This window comes from Ercella succinigenes (assembly GCF_900002895.1).
The window spans coordinates 1-13356 of sequence record NZ_CDHP01000072.1; the positions used below are offsets into that span (position 1 = coordinate 1).

General features: G+C 38.0%; 9 protein-coding genes. 6 read left to right on the plus strand and 3 right to left on the minus strand.

Annotated elements, in window-relative coordinates:
- Positions 1-177: 177 nt before the first annotated feature.
- The 5 genes from AC0KSB_RS14645 to AC0KSB_RS14665 all read left to right on the plus strand — a co-directional run bounded on the left by AC0KSB_RS14645 (position 178) and on the right by AC0KSB_RS14665 (position 5732).
- Positions 178-483, plus strand: a complete 306-nt coding sequence (locus tag AC0KSB_RS14645; protein WP_472310498.1) for a Dabb family protein — start codon at positions 178-180, stop codon at positions 481-483.
- An 85-nt stretch (positions 484-568) separates the two neighbouring features.
- The gene (locus AC0KSB_RS14650; RefSeq protein ID WP_472310499.1) at positions 569-1684 is read left to right on the plus strand and encodes an FIST signal transduction protein; all 1116 of its coding nucleotides are present in this window, start codon (positions 569-571) and stop codon (positions 1682-1684) included.
- 3 nt (positions 1685-1687) lie between these two features.
- Positions 1688-1846, plus strand: a complete 159-nt coding sequence (locus tag AC0KSB_RS14655; RefSeq protein ID WP_472310500.1) for a hypothetical protein — start codon at positions 1688-1690, stop codon at positions 1844-1846.
- Positions 1847-1989: 143 nt separating this feature from the next.
- Complete coding sequence (locus tag AC0KSB_RS14660; RefSeq protein ID WP_472310501.1) at positions 1990-4683, plus strand: response regulator; 2694 nt, start codon at positions 1990-1992, stop codon at positions 4681-4683.
- A 26-nt stretch (positions 4684-4709) separates the two neighbouring features.
- Entirely contained in the window at positions 4710-5732 is a 1023-nt protein-coding gene (locus AC0KSB_RS14665) for a response regulator (protein ID WP_472310502.1), read from the plus strand.
- Between the two features lie 6 nt (positions 5733-5738).
- Here the strand turns inward: AC0KSB_RS14665 and AC0KSB_RS14670 are convergent, their stop codons facing one another.
- Both AC0KSB_RS14670 and AC0KSB_RS14675 read right to left on the minus strand, forming a co-directional pair.
- Entirely contained in the window at positions 5739-8138 is a 2400-nt protein-coding gene (locus AC0KSB_RS14670) for a glycoside hydrolase family 3 C-terminal domain-containing protein (protein WP_472310503.1), read from the minus strand.
- Between the two features lie 18 nt (positions 8139-8156).
- Complete coding sequence (locus AC0KSB_RS14675) at positions 8157-10895, minus strand: glycoside hydrolase family 3 protein (RefSeq protein WP_472310504.1); 2739 nt, start codon at positions 10893-10895, stop codon at positions 8157-8159.
- A 184-nt stretch (positions 10896-11079) separates the two neighbouring features.
- On the opposite strand from AC0KSB_RS14675, the gene AC0KSB_RS14680 reads away from it, so the two are divergent.
- Positions 11080-11850 (plus strand): AraC family transcriptional regulator, encoded by a 771-nt coding sequence (locus tag AC0KSB_RS14680; protein WP_472310505.1) that lies wholly within the window; start codon positions 11080-11082, stop codon positions 11848-11850.
- On the opposite strand, the gene melA is transcribed toward AC0KSB_RS14680, so the two are convergent.
- Positions 11847-13340, minus strand: coding sequence for an alpha-galactosidase (melA, locus tag AC0KSB_RS14685; RefSeq protein WP_472310506.1), 1494 nt, complete (start codon positions 13338-13340; stop codon positions 11847-11849). The two genes, AC0KSB_RS14680 and melA, sit on opposite strands and share 4 nt — an antisense overlap.
- Between the last annotated feature and the right edge of the window lie 16 nt (positions 13341-13356).

Here is a 13356-nt window from a genome sequence, read left to right on the forward strand (position 1 = left end):
TAATTTAACTATAATAATTAAATTAATTTTTCAAAAAGAGGTTCTTATGATTTTTAAATGTAAAGATTACAGAGTTTCTTTCGTTTTCTGATATACTACTAAAAAATACAAAATTATCGGTGTATACTTATTACAAACAATATTTGACAATTAGAAATGAAAGGATTGATTACAGATATGATTAAACATGTTGTTATGTGGAAATTTCATGATCAGGCAGAGGGTAATAATAAAAAAGATAATATCAATAAGGTGCAGGAAATTCTTATGGCACTTAAAGATAAAATACCGGAGCTGATTAGCATTGAAACTGGTAAAGATATAGGTGTGGGGAGAAACACTTTCGATTTGGTACTTATTACCACTTTTAATACAATTCAGGATTTGGATACTTATCAGAATCATCCGGATCACAAGCAGGTAGCACAGTTTGTAGGTAAAGTAGTTTCAGATAGGGCTTGTGTAGATTTTGAGATGGTATGACTAATGTTATAAATTGATTTTAATATGGCAGATCATTTAACCACAATCTGGCTTTAGATAGTCAAGTGAGAGGATTTATAGTTATATGATTGTTAGGTCTGGTTTTGAAGGTACTATAAAAGAACTTTCGGAAATGCTTAAAGAACTTGATTCTGACCACAGTGTTCAGGGAATAATGGTGCTGACTTGTGATGAGAATCAGTTTACCTCATCAGAGCTTGATCCCGTATTAAAGCGATGCAAAAAAAAACTATGGGGTGGGATTTTCCCGCAGGTTCTTTTGGGGGAAAACAATTATCTTAAAGGTAGTATTGTTATAGGTATAAGGCAGCAGGTTAAAATATCTGTGCTAAGGAATATCAGTAAAATAAATTCTGATATGAGTGAAGAGCTGAATATTTTTAAGGATGAACCTTGCTGTAACAAGACTATGTTTGTTTTTGTTGATGGTCTTAGTTCAGGTATAGTAGCCGTAAAGGATAGCTTATTTAACAATCTAGGGCTGATGCCAAATTATATAGGTGGCGGTGCAGGTTCTCTTTCCTTTCAAAAAAAACCTTGTATTCTAACTAATGAAGGGCTGCTGGAAGATGCTGCTGTTTTGGCTTTAGCTGAAATTGGCAGCAGTATAGGCGTTGCTCATGGCTGGAAACCGATTTCTGAAGCTCTTAAAATAACTGAAGTTGATCGTAATCGTATTATTTCTATTAACTGGCGACCTGCATTTGAAGTTTATCGTGAGACTGTTGAGAAATTGAGCGGAGAATCTTTTGCAGGCAAAAGCTTTTTTGATATTGCTAAGGGGTATCCATTCGGAATAATTAAAATGGCCGATGAAATGATTGTACGTGACCCTATTTCGGTAAACAGTGATCAAGAGATTATATGTATAGGCGAAATTCCTAAAAATTCATTTGTTTATATCTTGAACGGCAATAAAGCCTCTTTGATTGCTGGAGCAGCAGAAGCGCTAAAGTTAGCAGAAGATTCCGTCGATAATAAAAGAGATGGTGGGATTTTATTTATAGACTGCATATCAAGAGTCCTCTTTTTAGAAGATGATTTTCAGGAAGAACTGACAACAGTCCATCAGCATGAACTCCTGGTTGGAGCCCTTTCTCTGGGTGAAATAGCCAATACCGGCAAATCATATCTGGAGTTTTATAATAAAACCGCAGTGGTGGGGATGCTGGAGGCGTGATTAATGAATTATATGGTATGGAGCCAGATCCTTTATGAACTGGCTTTGGCTGTTAGTGGTGAGCAGGATTTAGATAAATTACTTAAAAAGTCTTTGCCGGTTTTTATGATGAAGCTGGACTGTACCTTTGCCACTGTGTTGCAGGAAAAAAAGAAGAGTTAAAGCCGGTACATTCAGTTCCTGAAATTTTCTTTGATGCAGCTGAAGCGCAAGAGGCAATCCAGTATTTTTTTTCAGAATCAAAACGCAATCCCGACAGAAAAATAATTTCATTAAAGATAGATAATTTTTACTATGGCTTTAAAATGCCTGATTTTGGTTTGCTGATTCTGGCGCGTGGTAGTAGTTTTGATGAGGCATTGATCATGGATTTGTGCCCGATTGTAGATATGCTGGCGCAAAATTGCAGCGGCTGTCTTGAAATCATGCGCAGGAAAAAAGTAGAGAAGAAGCTGGAAAAGAAAATGGCCTTTCAGGCAATAACTACTAGTCTCGCTGCTACTTTCATAAATATAACTAGATATGAAATGGATCAGGCAATCCAGCAGGCGCTTAGTACAGCAGGTCTTTTTGTAGGGGTAGATAGAACATATATATTTGCCTATGATTTTGAGAATAAACTGATGCATAACACTTTTGAGTGGTGTGATCAGGGCATAACTCCAGAGATCCAGAATTTGCAGAATATACCTTTTGACGGATTAGATGACTGGATAAATAATCATCAGAGAGGTGAACCTCTTTATATACCAGAAGTTGAAAAACTAGATAAAAATTCCAATGTGTATAAAATATTGAGCAGCCAGGGAATTAAATCTCTGTTAACTTTACCGATGATGTACGGCAAAGATTGCTTGGGATTTATAGGTTTTGATTCTGTGCACCAGATTAAAAAATGGGGCGAAGATGATGTTGTTTTGCTCAAAGTTATGGCTGAACTTTTTACCAATGCGGAAATGAAAAAACGTCATGAAAGAGAGCTTATAGATGCCCGCAGACAAGCTGAAGCTGCTAATAAAGCCAAAAGTGAATTTCTTGCGAATATGAGTCATGAGATTAGAACTCCTCTAAATGGTATAGTAGGAATGATGTATTTGCTTCAGGGCACAACTCTTAGTGATGAACAGCAAGAGTATGTAGATGTAACCAATGATTCTGTAGATTCTTTGCTAATGGTTATAAACAATGTGCTTGATTATTCCAAAATAGAAGCAGGCCGCATGGAACTAAATGAAGAACACTTTTCGTTGGAGGAAGAAATATATCGTGTTGCTGGCATTGTTGGCGGCAAGATATCAGATAAAAAATTAGAAGTAATCGTAGATTATGATAACAATATGCATAAGAATTTCATCGGTGACCGACTAAGAATAAGACAGATTTTGATGAATCTGATTAGTAATGCGGTTAAATTTACTGATGAAGGACATGTTATGATCAGAGCACATGAAAAAAATAAAGAAACAGCAAAATCTGAAATGTCGGAAATTGTTGTTGAAGTTACTGATACAGGAAAAGGGATTTCCGAATCTTTTCAGAAGGAAATTTTTAGCCAGTTCACACAGGAGGATGCTTCTTCTTCTAAAAAACATAGTGGTACAGGCCTAGGACTTGCTATTTCCAGACAGCTTGCTGAGCTTATGGGAGGATCCATACATCTAAAAAGCCAATTAGGAAAAGGGTCAACTTTTTCTTTGCATCTTCAACTAAAAAGAACGAATAGTGTAGATAAATATAATTTCCAGAATAAGAATTGCTTTCCTCGAGATGAGGAAGTCCGAATTCTTGTTGTGGACGATGACGCAGTTAATTTAAAAATTATTCAAAAAATGCTTGATGGTTGGCAAGTTTCATATGATGCTGTTAATTCAGGCAAAAAGGCTCTGAAGCTGATTGAAAAGCATTACAGGAAAACATCAAGTTATAATCTTGTTTTGATTGATTATGTGATGCCGGAAATGGATGGAATTTTACTAGGCGAAACAATCAGACGGAAATATCCTCAATATCCTGTAAAGCTTGTACTCTTGTCATCTATTGCTGGTGCTCTGAATGCAGGTCAGATGCAAAAGAAAGGTTTTGATGCAGTTTTGACAAAGCCTTTTTCCAGCAATCGTTTGTATAAACAATTATGTGAACTGGTAGGAACAAAAGATAATCCTAGAGAAAGTGTTTCTAGTCTGCATCAGGTGGAAAATTTAAAAATGCATGATCAGGCTCTGGGAATGAAGGTAATGGTTGTTGATGATCATGCCATAAACAGAATGGCAACAAGAATGATTCTGGAAAAAAGCGGATATGATGTACTAGAAGCTAAAAGTGGATTTGAAGCTTTGGATATTATTCAGAAAAACAAAGTAGACATTGTGTTAATGGATATACAGATGCCCGATATGGATGGCTATAAAACAACCATGAAAATACGTGATCTGGGAAGTGAGTATCGCAATATACCTATAGTGGCTCTTACGGCAAATGCTATGGAGCAAGACCGGCAGCGTAGTATCGAAGCCGGTATGAACGGACATATTGCCAAGCCTTTCAAATTGCAGGAGCTTACAAAGCTGCATGAACTTGTCTGGTCTGAAGAATCTGATTTTACAAAAAAAAGAAAGTCTGCTTCAGAGAAAAAAGAAGGTAGAAATATTCATATATTTAATCGTACTGAGTTTATTGAGCGTTATGGGAAAGATCTTGCTGTGGCTAAAGAAATAATGAAGGCTTTTCAAGAAGATATGCCGCTCCAGATTGCTAAAATAAAAACTTTGGTTGATGCAAAAGATATGTCGGGTATAAGGGCAGAAGCGCACAGTTTAAAGGGAGCTTGTGGTTATGCCAGTGCAAATGAGATGTGGAATCTATGCATAAACATGATGAAAGAGGCAGATAAACAAGATATTTCTTCTTGTGAATCTATCTTGCAAAAATTACAGACTGCATACGAAATTTTTGAAAAAGAAGTTAAATGCTGGCAGCAAGATTGCCGCCAAGAAACCTAATCTGAAGAATGTTGGAGGATTAGACCATGAGAGTGCTGATTGCAGAAGATAACAAAGTAAGCAGGATGGTTTTGTGTGCATTTGTTAAGCAAATGGGTTACGATTTGCTTGTAGCTGAGAATGGCCGTGAAGCCATCGATATGTGGGAAAAAGAGATGCCTGATGTTGTGCTTACCGATTGGAATATGCCTGAAATAAACGGTTTGGATTTCATTCGTTATATCAGGGAGAATGAAACAGATCATTACACATATTGCATAATAATCACCAGTCATGATGAGCCTGATGATCTGCTGGAAGGTTTTGAAAGCGGCGCTGATGATTATCTTACCAAACCTGTTAATCAACAGGAACTTATACTTAGAATGCGAGCCGGTGAAAGAATGCTTAATTTGCATTCTAAAGGAACTCTTATATTTGCGCTTGCTAAGCTGACTGAAACCAGAGACAATGAAACAGGCGAACATCTTGACCGTATACGTGTTTTTAGTCGTTTGCTGGCCGAGCAATTATTTGCAATGGGTGTTTATACAGACAAAATTAATCGCCGCTTTATCCAAAGTGTTTATGAAACCAGTCCCCTTCATGATGTAGGTAAAGTAGGTATTCCCGATGCCATTTTGCTAAAAAAAGGTAAATTAACTACAGATGAATTTGAAATTGTCAAACAGCATACTCTGATCGGTTACAATACCCTCATAAGTGTCACCCGCCAAGGCAAAAAAAGCAAATATCTTGAAATGGCTGCAGAGATTGCCTGCAGCCATCATGAAAAATGGGACGGCAGTGGCTACCCTAAAGGGCTTTCTGGCGTAGACATACCTCTTGCAGCCAGAATAGTGGCAATGGCTGATGTTTATGACGCTCTTCGCAGTCAACGGGTATATAAACCTGCTTATTCACACGAAGAGGCCAGAAAAATAATTCTTTTTAAATCTAAAGGTCATTTTGATCCTAATGTTATAGAAGCTTTCATAAAACTTGACAGTGTATTCAGGGAAATCAGCAGCCGCAAATTTAATCCCAAAAAATTTGGATCGGCAGATTGATTAGTTTTAGCCCCTGAATCTACATGTCTTTAACATGTGTTTTAAGCCATACCAAAAACGACCATTTATCATATATAGTAAACCGTCTAACATATGCGTGTTAAATTTACCGCCTGACATTCTTGGCATGGATCGGAAAGGTAAATGCATAGCGAACATAACATTATTGGCGGCAGTAGGTTTGCCCAAAAGCAAACAACACCTTCGAACAAATTTTATTAGATTATAAAGAAAGTGTGCAAAACCTTTTTTGTGCTGTGCTTGACCTATTGTGTCGTTATAACCCAGTGGTTTTGATTTATCCCATTTAGCTGGAGGCAACTTAAAACCAAGTAGGTGCTCAAATTCTTTATCACTTACCTGATTTATTTCTGCTTTGAAATATGATTTAATAAGATTTTTGTCATATGGCTGTGGAAAAGTAAGATCTTCAGTAGTTTTGCTAGTTCGAAACAATGTTTTTTCCAAAACAATATCACGAGAAGAAGTTCCAATCATTATGCTATATTCACCTGTTTCCTCTAACCAAGTGTTTGCTGCTACATTAAAATACTTAAAAGTATGAGTATCAAATTGGATTTCGATTTCTCTGCTTTCGCCTGGATTAAGCAATACTTTTGCAAAACCTTTTAACTCTTTGTTTGCACGAAATACTTGGCTATCTGCCTTTGACACATATAGCTGTGCGATTTCTGCACCTGCTACCTGTCCCGTGTTTTTAATAATAAAGCGGATTGATTCGTCAGCGATACAAAGATTGCTGTATGCAAAAGTTGTGTATGAAAGACCATAGCCAAAAGGCCATTTAACGGATTTTTTTGCGGTATCATAATAGCGATAACCTACATATATGCTTTCCCTATGCTCAGAACTTAATTGTTTGCCTGGATATAAATTAGAGCACGGCACATCCTGATACAAAAAAGGATAGCTTTCGGCCAGTTTGCCTGATGGGCTAAGTTTGCCTAAAAGTATATCGGCTATTGCACCAGCCCCTGCCTGCCCACCAAGATAACCATGCAGGATAGCAGACACTTTATCAGACCACGGCATTTCTATTGGTGAGCCACCTGAAAGTATAACAATTATATTTTTGGCTACTAATGAAATTGAGTTTAATAAATTTATTTGGTTTTCTGGAAGTCTCATGTGTGGACGGTCTATGCCCTCTGCTTCGCTTCCTTCATCAAGACCAAGAAACAACAGCACAATGTCTGATTTTTGTGCCAACTTTATAGCTTTCCTTTGCTTGATTTTGTCTGAACCACCCAGTCTTTTGAATCCTGGCTGAAAGCCTGTTATCTGTAAATTTTCTTCTTTTATGATGTCCACAAAACTATCCAGTTTTGTAGGATTGATAAGAGAGCTGCCAGCACCTTGATAGCGAGGTGTGTGGGCAAAATCACCAATAATAGCTACTTTGCTCTTGTTGGAAATCGGTAGAATCCTATTTGTGTTTTTCAAAAGAACAATCGATTGTGCGGCGGCCTCACGTGCTATTTGGTGATGATCTTCAGTGTTAGATTCCCTGACATAGTTGGGTCTGGTTTCATAAAGTAAAGACAAAAAACTATTGACTCGTTTATTCAGCAAATTTTCATCTAGGCGTCCTTCTTTTACCGCCATCACAATTTCTTTGTCAGTAACTCCGCCAGAAGATGGCATTTCCAATTGGTTTCCTGCTATCAAACCTTTTACACGATCATTTTCACCGCCCCAGTCTGTAATAGCAACACCATCAAATCCCCATTCGCCATAGAGTATATCCTGCATCAGATGCATATTTTCATTTGCATAGCAAGAATTAACCTGATTATAGGCAGTCATGATAGATTTTGCTTTGCCTTTCTGAATAGCATATCTAAAGCCCTCAAGGTATATCTCGCGTAGAGCCCTCTCATCGACTACCTCGTTCATAACCATTCGGCGTTCTTCCTGACTATTAACGGCAAAATGTTTAGGACAGGCGGCAACTTTTTGCGATTGTATGCCTTGTATCATGGCCGCTGCCAATGTGCCTGAGAGATATGGATCTTCAGAAAAATATTCAAAATTGCGACCACAAAGAGGATTTCTTTTTATATTTAGGCCTGGGCCGCAAATAACGCTTACTTGCTGATTAGAAGCCTCTTTGCCCAAGCAGTTGCCGATTTTTTCTAACAGATCAGGATCCCAGCTGTTTGCTAGTGTTGCCGCAGTAGGAAAACATGTTGCGGGCAGACTTTTGTGTAATCCCAGATGATCTGCTTTTCCGCCTTGCTTGCGCAGACCGTGTGGTCCGTCTGTTATCATCATGGATGGGATGCCAAGGCGAGAAATTTCTTTAGTATTCCAAAAATTCTGCCCTGACATCAGTGATGCTTTTTCTTCTAAAGACATTTTATTGATTATCTTTTCATATTGCATAATATTTCCCAAAATCCTTTAATCAAACAAATTTGTATAATTAACAAGAGAATAACAGATATTATGTATACGGTCGCGAACTGCATGCGCCATACCAGCAGGATCTTGCTTATAATAATTATCGAAGCTTTTTCGGCTGGCAGATGGTAATGCTGCTAGCATCAGATCATTGCCATATCTTGCTGCCAGACTGACATCCATAAAACTTCCCAAAACAGCGTCTGTTGTAACTGTGCCAACAAATCCCCATTCATTACGCAATACGTTTTGCAGCAATTCAGGATTTCCACCACTCCATTTATGTCCTATCAAGATAAAACTCGACATGACACCGGTAACATCGGCCTCTTTTACCGTTATTTCAAAAGGTTTAAGATATATTTCTCTAATGGCCTGCTCATTAGCCCAAACGGATACTCCTGTACGAGCATTAACTTCTTGTTCATTGAGAGCAAAATGTTTCATAAACACCATAATATCTCTACTTTGAGCACCTCTGGTTATACCTGCGCTCATTTTCCCAGAAAGAAGAGGATCTTCAGAAAAATATTCGAAATTGCGTCCTCCCATAGCTGTACGGTGGAGATTCATACCAGGTGCATACCAGCCATGTACGTTGTAGGCATTTGCTTCCATTCCTACAGCTTCTCCCATTTTATACGCCAAATCATCGTTCCAGGTTGAAGCAATAACAATTTCAGTAGGATATGAAGCAGCGGTTATATTACCAAAAAAGAAGCTTATTCCGGCCGGCCCGTCAAGTAATGTTGCTTGTGGAATGCCAAGACGTTCAATTGCATGAGTGCTGTAACCGCCCTCAACAAAAAGATCTCGCATCTCTTCTACAGTAAACTGATCGAGAAATAATTGCCATTTTGGGTCTTCATAGTCGAGATCTTTAAGATCTTCTAACTTCAAATTATTTTCCGCACCCATTAAAGGTAAGTTGACCAAAGGTTTTTCTGGTTCAGAATTGAAAGCCGTCAGTATTTCCTGGGAAGCCTCAAAATTTGTATTTGAAATATTAGGCCATGTTCCTGTCCAGTCAGATCGTGAAAGATAGGTCAAGTCTCCATTAGCATAATCAAACTGATTCAGTATTTCTGTGCCTGTTACATTGTCTGATTTATATACTATTGTCTGCTCGACATTAAAAGTTATAAAATCAACAATATCGTGTACATTTTTTCCGACTTTTATCTCATATGATCCTTCTTCTAAAACGTAAGCCTGTTCTTTGAGCATGTCATAAGAAGCCATATCGCGAATAGGGAATTCAATATTAATGGTTTGCTCTGCTCCTGGGAGAATCAAATCAGTTTTTTGGTAAGATATTAACTCTATGGCGGACTTCTCTATTCCGCCAGGTGTGTACGGAGCAGAATAATAAACTTGAACCACATCCTTACCAGCGATATCTCCTTTGTTTTCAATTTTGATCTCAATTGATACATCGCTTTCCGTTATATTTGAGTCTATTATTTTCCAATCAAAGTCTGTATAACTAAGTCCGTAGCCGAAAGGAAACTGCACGGCTTCTTTGTACGCTGATTCGTTTCCTTCATAATAAGTTTCATAAAAGCGATAACCTATATAGATACCTTCTTCATAATTTATAAAACCCATATTATCGATGTTGTCGAATTTATAATTTCCAAAATTCGCACTGGCTGGATTTGCTGTTGCATCGTAAGCATATGTGTTGACGAGACGACCTGAGGGATTAATATTTCCAGCAAGAATATTCCCTAAAGACTGGCAACCTCTTGGGCCGGGATTGCCAATCCATAATGCACCGTTTATAGTTTCATAATCTTCCAGAAAACCAAGCTCCATAGCGTTTCCGGCATTTATAATAATAATAACATTTTTAAAATTTTCTGTGATTTTATCAATTAGCGCAACTCTGTTTGGTGTAAGTTTTAATTCTTCTGGTGTAAAATCAGATGCTTCCACACCTGCACTTGAAATGACTATAAGGGCATTTTCGGAGAAATCTTTTGCAGTATTAATAATATCATCCGAGAGATAATCAACTGGTGGTTCGTCAAAAGCATCCTGCATAAGTGATCCTATTACCTGGAAAAGTCCGGTTGAGCCTTCTTGTAGAGTATTATCTTCATGTGATGCTGTTACTTCATAAAGGCTTTGGTTATATTCAATGCCTGCATTTTTCAGTCCTTGATAAAGATTTACTGCACGTGATTGATCGGCGGCTCCTGAGCCACCGCCACCATAACGAATATGAAAAGATGATAAGCCAAAGACATTTACTTTTTTATCTTCTAGCGGCAACGAATTATCGGTGTTTTTTAGAAGGACAATACCCTCATCGGAAATAATTTCTGCAATCTCCTCTCCATGTGCCCTTGCCGATGCACCTTGCTCTGAACTTGTATCTATGTCTATGCTTAATAAACGAGCAACATCCCCTATTACAGGAGCGATATTGTAGATACCAAAAGAAAGGATCAAAAGAACAGCAGTCCAGACAACTGCGCGGCGCGGTCGTGCTTTTACTTTGCGATATATTTTATCGTGCCTTTTTGCTTGTCGCTTCTCAATTTTGGGCATTTGTTTTATCTGTTGCTTACGCAATTTTTTTGCGATTTTTCGTTTTGTACGTTCTTTTGCTTTAAGAGTACGTCTTTGATTACGTGGCAATGCGGCAATTTCCTCTGCACGAATACGGGACTGTTTTTTATCTGCAGCTATCTCTTGTACGATTTCCTTCTTTAAATCTTTTCGTGTTTTCATAAGAACGGCCTCCCCTTGCTTTTTCAATTTCATCTTAAAGAAATGAAAATAGTATTCATACAAGGATTTTGCCAAAAATATAAGAAATCAGATATTTGCACAGTTATTATGCCTCAATATGCTATACTAAAATAGAAAAAAATTCGTAACAGTTTTGTCGAATTCGACATGTTTTGCACAAAGGGTGATAATAATAGAGAGAGATCTTTTTGGTTTGCTAAATGTACTTGATTTTGAGGGCGGCAATATTTTGTTTCAGCAGCGTGAAACTAATGAACCGCGTACTTCTTTTCAAATGGAGCAGGAAGCTCTTTCTTTTGTTGCTGCCGGTAAGCCAGATGAAATGGTAGCTCATTATAAAGATATATTTTTGTCGGATCCTAAAATCAAAATTTCTGTTGGTAAATTATCCCGTGATGAAATCAGGCATCTAAAATATATGGCTGTTTCAGCTATTGCTATTGTATGTCGTGTTGCTATACAAAATGGTGTAGCTGAAGCAGTTGCCTATAGTATGAGTGATGATGCAATACAGAAAATTGATAAAATGATTCGACCTGAGAGCATACTTCTTCTTCTGATTAAAATGGTTTATCGATACACCGAACTTGTAGGTGAAAGCAAAGCTGCTGCTTCTCTTTCTAGGTCTGTTAGAGATGCAGTTGAATATATTGTGGCACACTTACACAGCAAAATAAGCTTAGATGACTTGATTCAAAAGTGTTCCTACAATAAAGAATATTTTTCTAAATTATTCAAAAAAGAGGTAGGAGTTTCCATAACAGACTATATTCTTGACCTGCGTATACAGGAAGCAAAAAAGCTTCTCCAGGAAGGTAAATCAAGCAGAGAAATAGCTTATCTGCTTCAATTTTCTTCCCAGAGTTATTTTATTCAACAATTCAAAAAAGTATCAGGTATAACTCCTAAAGAATATAAAATGCTGCACTATTAATGCCCCTTGTCTGTTTTGCCGGCATTTTCGCTTGCTGCTTTACGGTCAGCGGCCATCTCTTCGACTGTTTTAACTTTCAAACGATTGCTGCCTTGGAAATTGTCTCTCACAGATAAATATGTACCATTTTGCTGGGCGATCTCAATTCTGGTTTTTGCCTGTGATATTTCATTTTGATACTGTGGTAGCCATTGTTCCTGAGCAATAATCATTTCGTCAACGAGCTGCCATATTTCCGGAGGGTTACAAACTGCACCCACAAGAGGATCAAGTATCATAGCTTGTCTAAGCAAATCGATATCACCAGTGACCGCTGCTTCTACAGATAATTTTTGCACCCATATGGAGCTGCTGCATACCGCTGCACAACCTAGAGGTAACTCTCCTATCTGGGGGATGTTTATGCCGTTATAATCAACGTATCCTGGAACTTCTACCACGCACTCGTCCGGCAAATTTGTGATACAGCCATTATTCATGATGTTAAAATGTCCCCTGTATAAACGACCTGTTTCCAGTCCTTCGACGATATATGATCCATGTTCCTGACTTCTTGAGGCAGAAATATATTTTTTAGGTTCTTCTTTCAACCAATTTGGAAAATCTGTCTCAAACCAATTTCTGCTTTCTGTACATACTCTCAGATATCCTCCTGTTTCGCCGTTAATCCAGTTATCAAGACTGATCCATTCACTTATTTCATCAAGTCTTTTGCGATACCAAGGGACATATTCGGACAGATGACCATTTGATTCCGTTGAATAATAACCGAAGCGTCTGAGCATATCTATTCTGACTTTTTCCGTCATGCTTAGATTCTCGTTGCTTTCGTAAGCCGCCAGAATATTATCTGTGAGATCCTTTCCCTGATGCTTGACGCTAATATACCAGGTCTGATGATTTATACCGGCACAGATGATATCTATCTCATCTTGTTTGTATCCAAGTGCTTCTGCGATTTGAGCATGTCCGCCCTGTACACCATGACATAACCCTATTGTCCGTACTTGTCCATATTTATTACATGCCCAGGTTATCATTGCATTAGGATTAGCATAATTGAGCATGATGCAATCCGGACTTGAGACTTCACGGATGTCACGGCAAAAGTCCAACACTGCTGCGATTCCTCTTTGCCCATACATGATGCCTCCTGCGCAAAGTGTGTCGCCAACACATTGGTCAATTCCATATTTTAAGGGTATTTCTATATCGCCCTTAAAAGCTTCTAGTCCACCGATTCTAACCGCATTGATAACATAATCAGCATTTTTTAATGCTTCTCGCCTGTTTGTTGTAGAATGAATTTTAATTTTCAAACCGTTGCTATCAATGTCTCTTTGGCACAATGATGTAACCATTTCCAGGTTTTTTTCATTGATGTCAGTAAATGCTACATCAATTGAGTGAAATTCAGGTACGCACAATAAATCTGTTAACAAAGTCCTTGTGAACCCGACGCCACCTGCACCAATAAATGTTATTTTCATGTGTTTTTCCTCCTTT